Genomic DNA, 16,499 nt, shown 5'->3' with positions numbered 1-16,499 from the left:
CCCCCATGGTGTGCGTCAAAATCAGCATAGGCAAAGGCTCGCGAGCATATCCTCTCCCTTAGGCGCTGATACGCCTTTCTGGAAGGGCAAGCTCAGTAGCGATAGTGATCCGGCTTGAATGGTCCTTCGCGACCAACACCAATATAGGCTGCTTGTTTTTCGGTCAGCTTTGTGAGTTTCACGCCGAGCTTGTCCAGGTGCAGCGCGGCCACCTTTTCATCGAGATGTTTCGGCAGGACATAGACCTGATTCTGATACTCGGACGACTTTGTGAAAAGCTCAATCTGAGCCAGCACCTGGTTCGTAAAGCTCGACGACATGACGAATGACGGATGGCCGGTTGCGCAGCCAAGATTCACCAGACGTCCCTTGGCGAGCACGATGATCTGCTTCCCATCCGGAAATTCGACGAGATCGGTGCCAGGCTTCACTTCGGTCCACTTGTAGTTGGACAACGCTGCAATCTGAATTTCGCTGTCGAAGTGGCCAATGTTGCAGACAATGCTCATCGGCTTCATGGCAGCCATGTGCGCAGCTGTGATTACGTCGGCATTGCCTGTCGCGGTGCAGAAGATATCCGCACGCGTCACCGCGTCTTCCATCGTCACAACCTCAAAGCCTTCCATTGCGGCCTGCAGGGCGCAAATCGGATCAACTTCAGTGACCATCACGCGAGCGCCCCCGTTGCGCAGCGACTGCGCGGAACCCTTGCCCACGTCGCCAAAGCCAGCAACACAGGCAACCTTGCCGGCCAGCATCACGTCCGTTGCACGGCGAATCGCATCGACAAGCGATTCCTTGCAACCATAGAGATTGTCGAACTTGGATTTGGTGACGCTATCATTCACGTTGATCGCGGGGAAAGGCAGCTTCCCGTCCTTTGCGATCTGATAAAGGCGATGCACACCGGTGGTGGTTTCTTCTGAAACACCTTTGATGTGCGCGACAGACATGGTCAGATAGCCTGGCTTTGCCTTCAGAAACGCCTTGAGCGCCCGCTGGAATTCAACCTCTTCTTCGTTTCCGGGTTCCGGCAGGCTGTCTCCCGCTTCCACGCGGGCACCCCAAAGCGCGAACATCGTCGCATCGCCGCCGTCGTCGAGAATCATATTGGCAGTTTGGTCATGACCCCAGTCAAAGATCCGTCCGACATAATCCCAATAATCCGCAAGGCTTTCACCCTTGATGGCGAATACCGGGATACCTCGCGCGGCAATCGCGGCAGCGGCATGATCCTGGGTGGAGAAGATATTGCACGTCGCCCAGCGAACTTCCGCTCCAAGTTCAACCAAGGTCTCGATGAGCACGGCGGTCTGGATTGTCATGTGCAGCGAACCGGTTATCCGCGCGCCCTTCAAAGGCTTCGATGCACCATATTCCGCACGAAGAGCCATAAGGCCCGGCATTTCGGTTTCGGCAATGTTGATTTCCTTGCGCCCGAAATCGGCGAGGGAAAGGTCGGCAATCACATAGTCATTCGCAGCCACTTGCGGGTCTCCGGCTAGGGGTCAGATGACCAGCCCCGTAGCCGTGACTGTTCCGCAATGCAAATATAAAGATATCTTTATATGTTATCTGCGCGACGCAACGACAACGTTGCACCGGCTGCCCGTGAGCACAGGTTCGACATTCGCGGCTGTCGCAAGTCGAGCAAGCCCGGCGAGCGAACCGCTCTCTGATTGCGCAGCCGACAGGATTGACGACATGTCATCGCATGTGAGCCCCTCGGCGCCAGCTCCGTAGCGATTGGCAATCGAGGTTACGTAGCGGTCGTATCCATTAAGACCACCCTGATCGGCGAACTGACGCCGAAGCGTGTCGTTGACCTGCGTCAATGCGACGCGGCTTGAACGGACAAAATTGTTATATGCGGGCAGTATGCTAGGGTCTGAGGCCCGACAACGCAGCGCTGATACCATCAGCATCGTTTCCATATCACGGATCTTGGCAGCACTGATGGCAGTTTCCGTCCAGCATGCTGCTTGTGCCGAATTGGCCGGAACAGTCACTAAAATGGCTGCTGCCAAAGTCGATTTGATGAACTTGCCCATGACACTACCCCCTGGCTCGATTGGAGCCTGGAGCCTCTCACGAGGGACTGAGCAGAGTGTTAATTAAGATGGTTACCGCAAGCGTCTGCATAGAAAATTGGGGTGGTGCGACACATTCGTCGCACCACCACCCAATTCACTTAATAATAGGATCCTCGCAAACCGGACAGTCGAATGTCCTGAACTTGCCCGTAGCGAACGATGCAGGCGAATTTGCCCTTGTCATAGTCCCGGCCGTACCTATCGTAATTGTAGCCGTAGCGATCCCATACATTATAGTCTCGGGACTGGTAACGGCGACCAGCAACCACCAGGCGCCCGCGGACTTCGTATCCGCCACGAATACGATCAATAAGAGTTACGTCAGTGATCCGGGCCCGACCGTAGCGGCTGGCACTTTGCCCTGCAACGCGGACACATTGTTCAACAGCGGCCCGGCTGCCATAACCATTGCTGTAAAAGCCATCGTCATAACGGTCATAACCGCGATCTCTATTCCAGCGACCATCATATCCGCGACCATTGTCTGAGGCCGCAGAAGCAATGGCTGCAATTCCACCAATGATCAGCGCCCCGGCAATGACGTCACCCGCATCGATCCCGTCGCGACCACGGTAACGGCCATCGCCAGCTATAGCTGGACTGGCAGCAGCAACAGCTACTGCAGTTGCTGCTGCAAAAAGCGAAAGTTTACGAACAATGTGCATTTCAACCTCCATCGGGTCAGCGGTTCGAACTGCCGACCTTGATGGCCTTTTCGCATGAGGGGTCTGACGTGATGCTGAATTGCATCGTAGGCTCCCGTTCAGCTTGTTGAGTGCTTTGGCCTTGAAATTCTGCGAATCCGCTGTTAGGGGCGCGCAACGAACGGCGTGAAGCATTTCACGACGATCCCTTTGTTTTTGCCATTTGATGCGGACGTGAATTGTCACGTCCTTTCTGAATTGACCGGAGTGTGACGACTTTATGCAAATTATGGTTCGCGACAATAATGTCGATCAGGCGCTGCGCGCGCTCAAGAAGAAGCTGCAGCGCGAAGGCGTTTATCGCGAAATGAAACTGCGTCGCCACTATGAAAAGCCGTCGGAAAAGCGCGCGCGTGAAAAGGCAGCAGCTGTGCGCCGCGCCCGCAAAATGGATCGCAAGCGCGCTGAGCGCGACGGGGTTCGTTAAGACCTTTCCGGCAGGCGCAAACGTTTTGCGTCGATAGGGTTGCCCGATCACATAAGGCACCAGGGGGCTCAATGTCCGTCACTACTGTTCCGATCCCGCCCGTCGAAAAGGGCTCACTCGCCAAACTCTGGGGCGGCGTGGCCTTGGCTGTGCTGATCGCCGGCGGAGCAGCGTGGTGGGGCACTGAAAAGGCAGTCTCCGGAGCCTGCAATGCAAGCGCATTTGCGCCAGAAGGCAAAGGCGCGTCTGCTGTGGAGAAGACAAAGAGCGGCCTGCGATTCCAGGTCATACGCGCTGGAACTGGTCCGAAGCCCACTGAAGCGGATGTCGTTCTGGTCAGCTACAAGGGCACGCTTGCCACGGGCAAGGAATTTGATTCCAATCCGCGAGCTGCCTTCCCGGTTCAAGGTCTTGTGCCCGGATTCTCGGAAGCGCTGAAGAAGATGCAGCGTGGCGGAAGCTATAAACTGTGCATTCCGCCTGCGCTGGGTTATGGAACGCAAGCCAACGAACGCATTCCAGCAAACTCAACATTGCTCTTCGATGTCGACCTGATCGATTTCAAGAGCATGGCTGAAGTCCAGGCGATGCAGCAACAGGAGCAGATGCAGCAAGGCGCTCCGGGTGAATTGCCACCAGAAATGGTTCCCGGCCAGTAGCGTTTTTCGGAAGGCTCTGCCCCCTCCGCCAGATTTTCACCAACTATTCTGATTGGACAGGGTGCAGGCTCCTGCCGACCCGACCGGGCCGCAGGGCGGTGAACCATGTGAGCGGGTTCAGAAGCTGCGTTGTGCCATCTAGTGAGAACGTAATGAACTCGGCCCTTCCGCCAAGATTCTCCCATGGCACTGGCCCGCCAAGGCCGCGATCTTCGAGCGAGAAGCGGCTATCCGCAGAACGGTCTCGATTGTCTCCCATTAGGAATACGTGTCCCGCAGGGATCGTGATAGCGGCATAATCGTCCGAGTCATATTTGTAACCAAGGTCAATCGTGTCATAGCTTCTGCCATTGGGCAGCGTTTCCCTCACGATCGGCATCCGGCAATATTCCTTGCCATCCCGAGCGCGCATCTTGAGGCCGGGATAGTCTGTTTCGTTACACGTCGCGTTGGCATCGACCGGGATCAGATCGTAACGAACCGGGGCACGCTTGACCGGTACACCGTTCAGGATGACAGTTCCGTTGCGCACTTCAAGCCGATCACCCGGCAATCCGATGACCCGCTTGATATAATCTTCCTTCACACCCGGTGGGGCAGCAATGACAACATCCCCACGTTCCGGCATTTTGCCCCAGACCCTGCCCCGGATGAATGGCAACAAATGAAATGTCGGTGAGACAAATGACCATCCATAGGGGTATTTGGTCACCACCAATCGATCACCCACCAGCAATCCCGGCATCATTGATTCAGAAGGAATATAGAAGGGTTTGGCAACGAAACTGTGGAACCCAAGCACGGCCAGCACCAGCCAGAAGACACCTTTGGTTTCAGCCCACCAGTCAACTCCAGATTTTGCTCCAGTGGGCGCGGATTTGTTATCTGTCGCGGTATCCGTCACGTTCGTCACTGGCGTTCAATCTTTCAGGCTGGGTATTGCTTCAATGATCACAAAGGCTTGCGCCCATGGATGATCATCAGTGAGCGTAAGATGAATGAGTGCGGAATGGCCCTCGGGAATCATCGCGTCAAGCCTTGCGCGTGCGCCGCCCGTCAATGCGAGCGTCGGTGCACCTGAAGGCGCATTCACGACGCCGATGTCCTTCATATGCACGCCAGCCTTGAATCCGGTGCCAACTGCCTTTGAAAAGGCTTCCTTGGCGGCAAATCTCTTTGCGTATGTGCCTGCTTTGGTGAACGGGCGGCGCGCCGCCTTGGCGCGCTCGACGTCGGTAAAGACGCGCGCCTCAAAACGCTCGCCAAAGCGATCGAGCGAGCCCTGGATCCGGTCAATATTGCACAGGTCGGATCCCAGCCCAATGATCATCGCGCATCATCCATGAATGCGCGCATCTTGCTCACACTGGCTTCAAGACCACAGAAAATCGCTTCTCCGATCAGAAAATGACCGATGTTCAATTCGGCAATCTGCGGAATGGCCGCAATCGGCACGACATTGTCAAACGAAAGGCCGTGTCCTGCATGCGGTTCGATACCGTTCTTGAACGCCAGCGCGGCCGCATCGGCAATCCGACGCAGTTCCTCCACACGGGCTTTACCTTCCAGATGCGCATACCGGCCCGTATGGAATTCGACGACGGGTGCCTTGAGACGAATCGCTGCCTCGATCTGTGCGGGGTCCGGCTCTATGAACAAGCTGACCCGAATATTCGATGCGGTCAGCTTTTCGACAAATGGCAGCAGGTGATTGATCTGCCCGGCCGCATCAAGTCCGCCTTCAGTGGTACGTTCTTCGCGACGTTCGGGAACAATGCAGGCAGCACGCGGCCGATGCTTCAGAGCGATCTCGAGCATTTCCTCGGTTGCCGCCATTTCCAGATTAAGCGGAATCGTCAGTGCGGCCATCAACCGTTCGAGATCGTCATCGCGAATATGGCGGCGATCCTCGCGCAGATGAGCAGTTATACCGTCAGCGCCGCTCCGCGCGGCAATCAGCGCGGCTTTGACCGGATCGGGATGATCCCCGCCGCGCGCGTTCCGAATCGTCGCGACGTGGTCTATATTGACACCGAGGCGCAATCTCCCGCTCAAGCTGCCTCCTTCCGGCTTCCGGGCTTGATCGCCGGAATCGCAGCAAGTTCAGGTGGCAATGCATCTGCGGCGTATGTCGGGACTTCTAATCGGATGAGCGGAAAGAAAGGAACACCCAATTCTACCGAGCCATTTGACCTGTCGACCAGCGCACCTGCCGCTACGACTTTGCCGCCGGCAGCCTCGATCGCGGCGATTGCTTCACGCGATGACAGGCCTGTCGTCACGACGTCTTCCATCATCAGAACCCGCTGACCCGGCTTTAACCTGAAACCACGACGCAGTTCGAAAACGCCTTCCGGCCGCTCAACGAAAAGCGCTTCGACTCCAAGCGCCCGGCCCATTTCATGGCCAACAATCACTCCACCCATTGCAGGCGAAACCACGATGTCGATGCTATCGCGAATCTCCTTCGGCAACCTTGAAACGAGTTCGGAAGCGAGTCTCGAGGCGCGTGCCGGGTCGGCAAGTACCCGTGCGCATTGAAGATAACGCGGGCTGCGCAATCCTGAAGACAGGATGAAATGCCCTTCAAGCAGAGCCTCTGCAGCCCGGAATTCAGCCAAAATATCGTCGTTGTCCACCAGCGGAACCCTCGTATGAATTCCGCGCCCTGATAGGGATGCAGGCGAAGAGCCGCAAGCATGCTAAAAAAGTCGGCTTAGCGGCTTGAGGCTCTTGACGCCCGCGCGTATAGCCCGCCGCGAAGCGGTCTGCCGGATAGGGTCTCCCTCGCAATCCGGCTTTCATCTATTGGGGGTTCGGACGGAAAAGACATGTTGAAAATAAAGCCCTTTATCCTGGCGATCGGCTTGATGCTTGCGCCTTCATTCGCAACGGCACAAACTCCGGCAAGTACAGCACCCGCCCCTGTCGCGGCACCAGCAGCGTCGCCCGTGCAAGCCGCTCCTGCTGAAGCCAAGCCCGCCAAGGCGCCCGAAACCACTATCGGCACTTCAAAATCTGACCCTATGGTTGGGCAGCCTATTGAAGGCAGAATCGGGCTCCAACCCCAAGTGACGAAGCTGGGCGAGCAGGCCGCCAGGATGCATGACTATATCCTCGTTCCGGTCATGGCGATCATTTCGCTGCTGGTGCTAGGCCTGCTTTTGTATGTCATGGCGCGTTTCCGCCGCGCGGCAAACCCGGTTGCTTCGAAGACTTCCCACAATACGGTCATTGAAGTGGTTTGGACACTGGTGCCGGTTCTGGTCCTCGTCGGCATCGCGATTCCGTCGATCAGCCTGCTGGCCGCCCAGTTCAAGCCAGCGCCGGCCAATGCTGTCACGCTTAAGGCCATCGGCAATCAGTGGTTCTGGTCCTACGAATATCCAGACTATGGCGTAAGCTTTGACGCGAACATGTTGAGCGATGAAGATGCCAAGGCCAAGGGTGAACCGCGGCTTCTCGCGGTCGACAATCGTGTTGTCCTGCCCGTCAACACACCAATCAAACTCGTCACGACCGGGAATGACGTTATCCACAGCTGGGCTGTTCCCGCTTTCTGGATCAAGCTTGATACAGTGCCGGGCCGCCTGAACGAAACAACCTTCACCATTGACAAGAAGGGTGTCTATTACGGGCAATGCTCCGAACTTTGCGGCGATCGCCATGGTTTCATGCCGATTGGTGTCGAAGCCGTCAGCAAGGAAGATTTCGCAGCCTGGATTCGCGCGAAGGGTGGCAAAATGCCCGGCGATGCTGCTGCCCCGCCTGCTGCACCAACAACCGCTGAAGCTGGTGCACCTGCTGCTGCACCCAATGCCGCTCCCGCAGCGGCCAAGAATTGAGGGTCTGACCAATGACTGAAGCTGTCGCAACCGCCCACGCCTTTGAAGGGGCACATGACCATGATCATCATGACGCTGATCACAAGCCGGCCTTTTTTGCCCGCTGGTTCATGTCGACCAACCACAAGGATATCGGCACACTTTATCTGATCTTTGCGATTTTTGCCGGCATTATCGGCGGCGCGATTTCGGGCGTGATGCGTGCCGAACTTGCGCAGCCTGGCATTCAATACCTTGAAGCTGTCGCTGGCTTCATGGGTAGCGACAGCCCCTATCACATGTGGAATGCACTGATCACAGCCCATGGCCTGATCATGGTGTTCTTCATGGTCATGCCAGCCATGATTGGTGGCTTTGGCAACTGGTTCGTACCGATCATGATCGGTGCGCCGGACATGGCCTTCCCGCGCATGAACAACATCAGCTTCTGGTTGCTTGTGCCGTCTTTCCTCCTCCTCCTCGGTTCTGCTTTCGTTTCGGGCGGCACAGGCCCTGGCGCAGCGACGGGCTGGACGGTCTATGCGCCGCTCTCGACAAGCGGATCACCTGGACCTGCGGTCGACATGGCGATCTTTTCGCTTCACCTTGCCGGTGCTTCGTCGATTCTTGGGGCGATCAATTTCATCACCACGATCTTCAACATGCGCGCACCTGGCATGACGCTTCACAAGATGCCGCTGTTTGTGTGGTCGATCCTCGTGACCGCGTTCCTGCTTCTGCTTGCGCTTCCGGTTCTGGCCGCAGCAATCACGATGCTGCTGACGGATCGCAATTTCGGGACAACCTTTTTTGATGCGGCTGGTGGCGGGGATCCGGTTCTTTACCAGCATCTCTTCTGGTTCTTCGGTCATCCGGAAGTCTACATCATGATCCTCCCGGGCTTCGGCATCGTAAGTCAGGTGATCTCGACCTTCTCAAAGAAGCCGATTTTTGGATATTTGGGCATGGCCTATGCCATGGTCGCCATCGGTGTCGTGGGCTTCATCGTGTGGGCACACCACATGTTTACCGTTGGCCTCGATGTAAACACCAAGATGTATTTCACGGCCGCTACAATGGTCATTGCGGTGCCGACAGGTATCAAGATCTTCAGCTGGATCGCGACGATGTGGGGCGGTTCGCTGAGCTTCAAGACGCCAATGATGTGGTCACTCGGGTTCATCTTCATGTTCACTGTCGGTGGCGTGACCGGTGTTCTCCTCGCCAATGGCGGCATCGACAACTACATGCATGACACATATTATGTGGTCGCTCACTTCCACTATGTGCTCTCGCTGGGTGCTGTTTTCGCCCTGTTTGCTGGATTCACATACTGGTTCGGCAAGATGACGGGCCGCCAATTGTCCGAGCTTCTCGGCCAGCTTCACTTCTGGACATTCTTCATCGGTGTGAACGTCATGTTCTTCCCGCAGCATTTCCTTGGACTGCAAGGCATGCCACGGCGCATTCCCGACTATCCCGAAGCGCAGGCTTATTGGAACGGTGTGTCGTCCTTCGGCTACGTAATCATGGCCGTCGGCATGGTCTTCTTCTTCATCAATGTGGCCTATGCGTTCATTGCGGGCAAGAAGGCCGAAGGCAATTACTGGGGTGAAGGCGCAACCACTCTCGAATGGACGCTGCCAAGCCCGCCGCCGTTCCACCAGTTCGAGACATTGCCGAAAATCGACTGATGGCAAGCGTAGCACCAGCAACCGCGACGGTCCCGTTGCCGGCCGATTGGCGTGATTTCCTCGCGCTGACAAAGCCCAGGGTGATCTTTCTGGTCGTCTTTACGGGCCTGTGCGGTCTGTTGGCTGCACCCGTGGCAATGAACCCGGTTCTGGGATTTACGGCTGTCCTCTGCATCGCAATGGGTGCAGGCGCCGCTGGCGCCCTCAATCAATGGTATGAGTCAGACATTGACGCACTGATGAAGCGTACTGCGAGCCGCCCGATCCCGGCTGGACGCATGGACCGGCAATCGGCACTTCACTTCGGCGTGGGACTCGGCGCGTTTTCGGTGCTGCTCATATATTTGGCGACGAATATGCTTGCCGCCATCATTCTGGCCGTGTCGATCCTTTTTTATGTGCTGGTCTACACTGTTTGGCTGAAACGCAGGACGCCGCAGAACATTGTAATCGGCGGCGCTGCAGGGGCTTTCCCGCCTGTTATCGGCTGGGTGGCTGCCACGGGCCAGGTGAGTTTGCTGCCTATCTTGCTCTTCTCGCTTATCTTCCTTTGGACCCCACCCCATTTCTGGGCGCTGGCGCTGTTTATGGAGGCCGACTATGCCAAGGCCGGTGTTCCGATGCTGCCAGTTGTTGCTGGAGAGAAGAACACGCGCATCCAGATCTTCCTTTATACACTGCCGATGGTTGCAGTGGCATTGCTGCCTGTTGCTCTCCACTTGGCCGGCCTGATCTATGGTCTTGCAGCTGGCCTTGCCTCGCTCGTGTTTACGATTCTCGCGACACGAGTTGCATTCCGGCAATCCGTTGCTGGTGATGGCATGAAGCCTGAAAAGCAGCTTTTTGGATTCTCAATCCTGTATCTCTTCGGAGTTTTTGCGGCCCTTGCGGTCGACAGGCTGGTGCTCGCATGAATGAACAGGAAGTCCGCAAGCGCCAAAGGTCGCGTGCCCGGATCATGGGCATTCTCTTGTTAGCTCTTGTGGCGCTGATTTACGGCATCAGCATTGCCAAGATGGTTGTCGCATCATGACGCCGGTGCTGAGAACAGGCCTTTTGGCGCTTGGACTCGCCGCAGGCATGACGGGACTAGGTTATGCAAGTGTGCCGCTCTACCGTGCCTTCTGTCAGGCAACGGGCTTTGCAGGCACCACTCAGAAGGCGGAGGCTGCGCCCGGCGCTGTTGTTTCCGGCCAGCGCGTGTCAGTCCGCTTTGATGCGAACCATGCGCCTTCGCTGCCCTGGCTTTTCGCGCCTGAGAAGACGAACGAACCCGTGATTCTCGGTGAGCGAGAAATTGCCTTTTTCACGGCAAAGAATCTTTCTGACAAACCCATTACTGGCAGAGCGACGTTCAACGTCACGCCGTCCCAAGCCGGCAAATATTTCAACAAGATCCAATGCTTTTGCTTTACGGAGCAGACTCTTGCTCCCGGCAAGCAAGTCCGGATGCCGGTGATATTCTATGTTGACCCAAAAATTGCAGATGATCCTGACGCAAACGACATCGCGGAAATCACACTCAGTTACACATTCTATCCGGTAGACGAGGCGAAAAAGCCAAGCTAACGCGATCCACAAGCCTTCCGATTGGCCTTTTGAGGAAAGAGACGACCATGGCCGGTGCCAAGACCCACGATTATCATATTCTGCCCCCCAGCATTAATCCGCTGATCGGTGCGTTTTCTGCACTGGGACTGACGGGCGGCGGCGTGATGTGGATGCATCAGCAGCCTTATGGCGGCTGGGTATTTCTGCTTGGCCTCTTGGGCGTTGTGTACACATTCTTTGCCTGGTGGTCCGACGTCATCAAGGAAGCTCACGCCGGAGATCATACGCCTGTCGTGTCGCTTCACCTGCGCTATGGGATGATCCTTTTCATCGCCTCCGAAGTCATGTTTTTCGTGGGATGGTTCTGGGCATGGTTCGATTTTTCGCTCTTTCCTGCGCATCTTCTGGTCACGGACGGATCGGTTGAAAACCAGCTTGGGCAAGCTGGTGCAATTGCCCAATGGCCACCAAAAGGCATTGAGGTCATTGATCCTTTCGGCTTTCCGCTCCTGAATACCCTGATCCTTCTGTGCTCCGGGACAACAGTGACTTGGGCCCATCACGCGCTGATCCATGGTGATCGGGAAGGCCTGAAGAAGGGCCTTTGGGCCACTATCCTGCTGGGCGCGATCTTCACGTCAATCCAAGCCTATGAATATATCCATGCACCTTTCGCGTTCAAAGGGCTGAACTATGGTGCAGCCTTCTTCATGGCGACCGGCTTCCACGGCTTTCACGTGCTGGTCGGGACGATTTTCCTGATCGTATGCCTTGTGCGTTCGTACAAGGGCCACTTTACACCCAAGCAGCATTTCGGGTTCGAGGCTGCGGCCTGGTACTGGCACTTTGTTGACGTCGTTTGGCTGTTCCTCTTCTGCGTTGTCTATGTTTGGGGCGGCTGGGGCGCACCGATACACGCTGGATAAGCTGGAATGACGGATCTGGCCCCTGATACGGCGCAAGCGGCTATCAGGGGTCTGTGTCCAAGATGCGGAACCCCTGGCCTGTTCCAGGGGATGGTCCGCTTTTCGCCCTGTTGCTTGAACTGTGGGCTCGACTTCGGTCAATTCAATGTTGGTGATGGCCCTGCGGCGTTCCTCATCATGATCGTGGGCGCGATTGTCACTATTCTGGCTGTCATTGTTCAGTTGCAGTTCGAACCGCCCTTCTGGGTTCATATCGTGCTTTGGGTTCCAACCACGCTTGCGCTGGTGCTGGGATTGCTCCGCCTTGCCAAGGGCGCACTCATCACCCTCGAATATCGCAACAGGGCGCGCGAAGGCAGACTCGTCGAATGAACCGTATTCCTGTGCTACCTACCCTGCTTGTCTGCGCCGCAATTGCCGTCATGATCAGATTGGGCTTGTGGCAATTGCAACGCGCTGATGAGAAGGCAGCTCTGCTGGTTCGCTATGAACAGGCTGAGACGCTCCCGGAAATGGCCTTCCCGCAATTTGCGGCAGATGACAGCCTCGTGTTTCGCCGCGCTGGTGGTGTTTGCCTCGAACCGCAGAAGCCAATCATCGAAGGCGGCCTCAATGCAAAGGGCGAGGCTGGCTGGCGCCACATCGTTGCCTGTCGCACGGGTACCGAAGGTCCCGGAATGACCGTCGATATTGGCTGGTCTAGCCGCTTCGACGAGATTGTTGCCTGGAAGGGCGGCCAGGTTCATGGCATCATTTCCCGCCAGCCAGACCACCGCAGCCTGATTGAAAAGGCGTTTCGCAAGGGGGCAGCCCCAGGGCTGATGTTGGTGCTGACAAATCCCGGCAAAGGCCTCGACCAGAGCGCACCGCCGTCGATCAAGGATGTCCCCAACAACCACCTTGCTTACGCAGTTCAATGGTTCGTCTTTGCAGCTGTTGCCGCAGTTATTTATGGGCTGGCGCTTTACCGGAGAAGGCGTTCCTGAACTTGCCCTTCCCCGCCCTGCCCGCTAGGGCGCGATTTCTATGGACTATGTGAGCACGAGGGGGAGCGCGCCGACGCTCGATTTCGAGGGCGTGACCTTGGCGGGGCTGGCGTCAGATGGTGGCCTCTATGTGCCCCAGCACTGGCCACACTTCAGTCACGCGGACATCGCCGCAATGCGTGGGCTGAGCTATATCGAAACGGCAGTGCGCGTCATGGCACCGTTTGTAGGCAGCAGCCTGACTGAAGACGAACTCCGCTCGCTTTGCGCTCAGGCCTATGGCCGCTTCTCACACGCTGCGGTCACGCCTCTTGCCCAACTGGATGAAACAAACTGGTTGCTTGAGCTCTTCCACGGCCCGACGCTGGCCTTCAAGGATGTGGCACTCCAGTTGCTCGGCCTGTTGTTCGAGAAGTTCCTTTCGACGCGCGAAACGGAATTGACGATCGTCGGCGCCACATCAGGCGACACTGGCTCCGCTGCAATCGATGCAGTTGCGGGGCGCGAGAAGATCAACATCTTCATGCTCCACCCGGAGGGCCGCGTCTCCGAAGTCCAGCGTCGGCAGATGACAACCGTCCTGGCGCCAAATGTGCACAACATTGCAATAAAAGGCAGCTTCGACGATGCACAGACAATCGTGAAGTCGCTTTTCAACGATCGCGAATTCTCTACGCGATTCAACTTGTCTGCTGTCAATTCCATCAATTGGGCGCGCCTAATGGCACAGGTCGTCTACTATTTTTATGCCGCAGTACGACTTGGGGCTCCTCAACAGTCGATTGCTTTCTCGGTCCCGACCGGCAATTTCGGTGATGTCTTTGCGGGCTATGTCGCCGCAAGGTGCGGACTGCCGGTTGAGCGTTTGATTGTCGCTACCAACGTCAACGACATTCTGCACCGCGCCCTGACCTCAGGCGACTATTCGGCCGGGTCCGTCACGCCAACGGCTACACCCAGCATGGATATTCAGGTCAGTTCCAACTTTGAGCGGCTGCTCTTTGATCTGGCAGGTCGGGATGGAAGTGCATTGGCAAAAATGATGACAGGGTTTGAAGCCTCCAAGGCGATGTCCATCCCTGCCGATATGCTGGCAGGCGCTCGGCCATTGTTCTCAAGCGCGCGCATTGACGCCAACGGAATGGCGCTCGCAATGCGGCGCGCGAGCGAAAAGTCAGGGGAGTTGATCGACCCGCATACTGCGATTGGCCTTGCAGCCGCCTATGCCAGCGACATTCCGGCTGAAGTTCCGATTGTCACATTGGCCACGGCACATCCCTCCAAATTCCGCGACGCAGTAGAACGCGCGACGGGCTCGAGGCCCTCGTTGCCGGCCAGAATTGGCAGTCTTTTCGAACGTGAGGAGCGCTGTGACACACTCCCGGCCACGACAGAGGCCGTTCGAGCCTATGTGTCTGACCGGGCAATCCCGACCGGCGCATGACGCCGATTACGCTCATTGGCGAACCCTGGTCCGATTACGGCCTGATTGACTCGGGGCATGGACGCAAGCTTGAGCGCTATGGCCGGTATCGTTTCATTCGTCCCGAAGCGCAGGCACTTTGGGCTCCGGCATCTCAAGATTGGAAAGCAGACGGTGAATTCATTCCCGGAGCGGACGAAGACGGCGGCGGCCGATGGCAGTTCAATTCGCCAGTTCCTCGCGACGGCTGGCCGCTGACTTGGAATGATGTCCGCTTTAGGGCGCAGGCGACCCCCTTTCGACACCTTGCATTTTTTCCGGATATGGCCCCCGTCTGGAGCTGGATGCGCCAAAAATTCGCTGGGCGCACAGAACCAGCAGCGCTCAATCTTTTTGGGTATACCGGAGTGGGCAGCCTTGCGCTTGCCAGCGCTGGTTCCGCTGTCACTCATGTCGATGCTTCAAAAAAGTCAGTCGAAGCTGCCAAAGGCAATGCCGTCCTCGCTGATCTTGCAGACACGCCAATACGCTGGATCGTTGACGACGCTGCAAAATTCGCAGCCCGCGAAGTGCGGCGAGGCAGGCGTTATGACGGCATCATCCTTGATCCTCCCAAATTCGGGCGAGGTCCGGAAGGCGAAGTCTGGCGGCTGGAGGAAGGACTGCCGGGATTGATCGGGGACTGCCGCAAGCTGCTGGATGCAGATTCGGCATTTCTCTTCCTCACCGTCTACGCCGTCCGGATGTCAGCCCTCGCCATTGGCGAACTATTGCGGCAAAATTGCGCTGATTTGGGCGGCACTGTTGAATGCGGAGAATTGGGCGTTCGCGAAGAAGCCCGCGGCCTTATCTTGCCAACCGCAATTTTTGCACGCTGGTCCCGGTAACTATTCGCGGGCAGCGCGGATGGCAGCGCCGGCCGCAAAGGGCGTTATGGCGACCGCCAGCATCGAGCAGGCTGCCAGAAGTTTCAGGGCGCTCCCGCCGAACGGGTCAAGCGACCCGGCACCGAAAATGAGCATTGGAACAGCCAAGGGAAGCATGAGAAGACCGGCCAGTGCCCCTGCCCCCCTTACCCCAGCTGTCAGCGCTGCAATGAGAACAGACAAGGCTGCAAGCCCTGGTGTACCAATCAGCAAGCCCATCTCAAGCCGGGTGAGTATGCTGCCATCCAGGCGCAGGAGCGCCGCGGCCGGAACCGCAGCAACCAGCAGTGGAGGCCCAAAACCAAGCCAATGACCTGCAAGTTTGGCAAGGATAATGCCTTCTTCTGAAACACCTCTAACAGCCAGCTGATCAAATACTCCCTGATCCATGTCCGGCGCAATCAGCCGGTCGATTGGTAGCAATGATGCCAACAAAGCGGCGATCCACAGCACCCCGCCTCCGGTTTTCGCAAGCAGGGGACCATCCGGCCCCACGCCAAAAGGATAGAGCGTTGCGACGAGAAGGAAAAAGATGACCGGAAGTGTGGCCCCGCCCCGTCCATAGGCAAGGCGCACATCGCGGAAGGCAAGCGTCAGGATTGTCCTCACCGCGCACCCTCCAGCCGAATCTCCTGCACCCGCTCGATACCGAGCGGCTGATGCGACGCTGCAAGGACTATCCCGCCGTGCGCACGATGGGTGGCGACCATTTTGGAGAGAGAATCGAGAGATGCCGAATCCAGCCCGTTCCCGGGCTCATCAAGGAGCCATATGTCGGCGCGACTTGCCAGAATGCGAGCCAAGGTCGCGCGCTTGCGTTGTCCGGTCGAAAGCATCCTGACGGGCACCTCGGCTAGATGGTCAAGCGAGACCAGTCCAAGGGCCTCTTCGATGTTGCCACCGTCCATCTTGGCCCAAAACCTTAGCGCCTCACCAAGTGGCAAATGCCGATCGAGCGCCAGCGACTCATCAGCCAATGCAACCCGGCCGACGCGCAGGATCGATCCGGAAGCAGGTTCGAGCAGACCCGATGCGAGCCGCAAAAGGCTCGACTTGCCCACGCCATTTGGCCCTGAAACCACCGCAGCATCGCCCGGTCCGAGCACAAACCCGAGAGACTCGAACAAAATCCGCCCGCCACGTCGGCAGGAGACATTGTCGAACTTGAGCTGGTCCTGCCCCGTCATCCCTTGTGCCATAGAGCCTGATCGGTTGAGGTGGAAGCGCTTCATGCCTACAACGGCAAGCAGGTCTGGCTCGAAGTCGCGAGTCGAGACAGTGGCCGA

Annotated in this window: 21 protein-coding genes; 12 read left to right on the top strand and 9 right to left on the bottom strand. The window is 57.1% G+C overall.

Annotation, left to right across the window (positions count from 1 at the left end; all coding sequences use genetic code 11):
• Positions 1–92: 92 nt before the first annotated feature.
• The 3 genes from ahcY to K0O24_RS10080 all read right to left on the bottom strand — a co-directional run bounded on the left by ahcY (position 93) and on the right by K0O24_RS10080 (position 2,758).
• On the bottom strand, positions 93–1,487 hold the full coding sequence (gene ahcY, locus K0O24_RS10090) for an adenosylhomocysteinase (protein WP_219892620.1): 1,395 nt from the start codon (positions 1,485–1,487) through the stop codon (positions 93–95).
• A gap of 84 nt (positions 1,488–1,571) precedes the next feature.
• The gene (locus K0O24_RS10085) at positions 1,572–2,051 is read right to left on the bottom strand and encodes an amidohydrolase family protein (RefSeq protein ID WP_219892619.1); all 480 of its coding nucleotides are present in this window, start codon (positions 2,049–2,051) and stop codon (positions 1,572–1,574) included.
• Positions 2,052–2,191: 140 nt separating this feature from the next.
• Positions 2,192–2,758, bottom strand: a complete 567-nt coding sequence (locus K0O24_RS10080; RefSeq protein WP_219892617.1) for a hypothetical protein — start codon at positions 2,756–2,758, stop codon at positions 2,192–2,194.
• A 259-nt stretch (positions 2,759–3,017) separates the two neighbouring features.
• On the opposite strand from K0O24_RS10080, the gene rpsU reads away from it, so the two are divergent.
• A complete protein-coding gene (rpsU, locus tag K0O24_RS10075; RefSeq protein ID WP_219892616.1) occupies positions 3,018–3,224 on the top strand; it encodes a 30S ribosomal protein S21 in 207 nt (68 codons plus the stop codon).
• A gap of 71 nt (positions 3,225–3,295) precedes the next feature.
• Positions 3,296–3,883, top strand: coding sequence for an FKBP-type peptidyl-prolyl cis-trans isomerase (locus K0O24_RS10070; protein WP_219892615.1), 588 nt, complete (start codon positions 3,296–3,298; stop codon positions 3,881–3,883).
• A gap of 43 nt (positions 3,884–3,926) precedes the next feature.
• On the opposite strand, the gene lepB is transcribed toward K0O24_RS10070, so the two are convergent.
• Genes lepB through pyrE form a run of 4 tightly spaced genes read right to left on the bottom strand, consistent with a single transcriptional unit; the run spans position 3,927 to position 6,522 of the window.
• Positions 3,927–4,787, bottom strand: coding sequence for a signal peptidase I (gene lepB / locus K0O24_RS10065; RefSeq protein ID WP_246611197.1), 861 nt, complete (start codon positions 4,785–4,787; stop codon positions 3,927–3,929).
• Positions 4,788–4,802: 15 nt separating this feature from the next.
• Positions 4,803–5,213 (bottom strand): holo-ACP synthase, encoded by a 411-nt coding sequence (acpS, locus tag K0O24_RS10060; protein WP_219892612.1) that lies wholly within the window; start codon positions 5,211–5,213, stop codon positions 4,803–4,805.
• Positions 5,210–5,938 carry a pyridoxine 5'-phosphate synthase gene (locus tag K0O24_RS10055; protein ID WP_219892610.1) on the bottom strand — a complete coding sequence of 243 codons (729 nt, stop codon included), beginning with the start codon at positions 5,936–5,938 and terminating at the stop codon, positions 5,210–5,212. The genes acpS and K0O24_RS10055 overlap by 4 nt, the downstream gene beginning before the upstream one ends.
• The gene (pyrE, locus tag K0O24_RS10050) at positions 5,935–6,522 is read right to left on the bottom strand and encodes an orotate phosphoribosyltransferase (protein ID WP_219892608.1); all 588 of its coding nucleotides are present in this window, start codon (positions 6,520–6,522) and stop codon (positions 5,935–5,937) included. Before pyrE ends, K0O24_RS10055 begins: the two co-directional genes overlap by 4 nt.
• Before the next feature lie 192 nt (positions 6,523–6,714).
• On the opposite strand from pyrE, the gene coxB reads away from it, so the two are divergent.
• Genes coxB through K0O24_RS10005 form a run of 10 tightly spaced genes read left to right on the top strand, consistent with a single transcriptional unit; the run spans position 6,715 to position 15,174 of the window.
• Positions 6,715–7,728: a cytochrome c oxidase subunit II gene (coxB, locus tag K0O24_RS10045; RefSeq protein ID WP_219892606.1), complete on the top strand. Its 1,014-nt coding sequence runs from the start codon at positions 6,715–6,717 to the stop codon at positions 7,726–7,728.
• Between the two features lie 11 nt (positions 7,729–7,739).
• Positions 7,740–9,401, top strand: a complete 1,662-nt coding sequence (gene ctaD, locus K0O24_RS10040) for a cytochrome c oxidase subunit I (RefSeq protein WP_219892604.1) — start codon at positions 7,740–7,742, stop codon at positions 9,399–9,401.
• Positions 9,401–10,315 carry a heme o synthase gene (locus K0O24_RS10035; protein ID WP_219892602.1) on the top strand — a complete coding sequence of 305 codons (915 nt, stop codon included), beginning with the start codon at positions 9,401–9,403 and terminating at the stop codon, positions 10,313–10,315. Before ctaD ends, K0O24_RS10035 begins: the two co-directional genes overlap by 1 nt.
• Positions 10,312–10,434: a hypothetical protein gene (locus tag K0O24_RS16880; RefSeq protein WP_281421645.1), complete on the top strand. Its 123-nt coding sequence runs from the start codon at positions 10,312–10,314 to the stop codon at positions 10,432–10,434. The genes K0O24_RS10035 and K0O24_RS16880 overlap by 4 nt, the downstream gene beginning before the upstream one ends.
• A complete protein-coding gene (locus K0O24_RS10030) occupies positions 10,431–10,970 on the top strand; it encodes a cytochrome c oxidase assembly protein (RefSeq protein WP_219892601.1) in 540 nt (179 codons plus the stop codon). The genes K0O24_RS16880 and K0O24_RS10030 overlap by 4 nt, the downstream gene beginning before the upstream one ends.
• A 47-nt stretch (positions 10,971–11,017) precedes the next feature.
• Positions 11,018–11,878 carry a cytochrome c oxidase subunit 3 gene (locus K0O24_RS10025; RefSeq protein WP_219892600.1) on the top strand — a complete coding sequence of 287 codons (861 nt, stop codon included), beginning with the start codon at positions 11,018–11,020 and terminating at the stop codon, positions 11,876–11,878.
• A 6-nt stretch (positions 11,879–11,884) separates the two neighbouring features.
• A complete protein-coding gene (locus K0O24_RS10020; protein ID WP_219892599.1) occupies positions 11,885–12,250 on the top strand; it encodes a DUF983 domain-containing protein in 366 nt (121 codons plus the stop codon).
• Positions 12,247–12,864 carry an SURF1 family protein gene (locus tag K0O24_RS10015; protein ID WP_219892598.1) on the top strand — a complete coding sequence of 206 codons (618 nt, stop codon included), beginning with the start codon at positions 12,247–12,249 and terminating at the stop codon, positions 12,862–12,864. The genes K0O24_RS10020 and K0O24_RS10015 overlap by 4 nt, the downstream gene beginning before the upstream one ends.
• 40 nt (positions 12,865–12,904) lie before the next feature.
• Positions 12,905–14,308, top strand: coding sequence for a threonine synthase (thrC, locus tag K0O24_RS10010; RefSeq protein WP_219892597.1), 1,404 nt, complete (start codon positions 12,905–12,907; stop codon positions 14,306–14,308).
• Entirely contained in the window at positions 14,305–15,174 is an 870-nt protein-coding gene (locus K0O24_RS10005) for a class I SAM-dependent methyltransferase (protein ID WP_219892596.1), read from the top strand. The genes thrC and K0O24_RS10005 overlap by 4 nt, the downstream gene beginning before the upstream one ends.
• On the opposite strand, the gene K0O24_RS10000 is transcribed toward K0O24_RS10005, so the two are convergent.
• Complete coding sequence (locus K0O24_RS10000) at positions 15,175–15,822, bottom strand: heme exporter protein CcmB (RefSeq protein ID WP_219892595.1); 648 nt, start codon at positions 15,820–15,822, stop codon at positions 15,175–15,177. It lies immediately after the preceding gene.
• Positions 15,819–16,445: a heme ABC exporter ATP-binding protein CcmA gene (gene ccmA / locus K0O24_RS09995; RefSeq protein WP_425514732.1), complete on the bottom strand. Its 627-nt coding sequence runs from the start codon at positions 16,443–16,445 to the stop codon at positions 15,819–15,821. The genes K0O24_RS10000 and ccmA overlap by 4 nt, the downstream gene beginning before the upstream one ends.
• Positions 16,446–16,499 lie beyond the last annotated feature (54 nt).

The sequence above is a fragment of the Aquisediminimonas profunda genome, assembly GCF_019443285.1.
Lineage (GTDB): Bacteria > Pseudomonadota > Alphaproteobacteria > Sphingomonadales > Sphingomonadaceae > Aquisediminimonas > Aquisediminimonas profunda.
The sequence above is the reverse complement of the archived record's forward strand: the minus strand, read 5'-3'. Positions and strand labels throughout refer to the sequence as shown.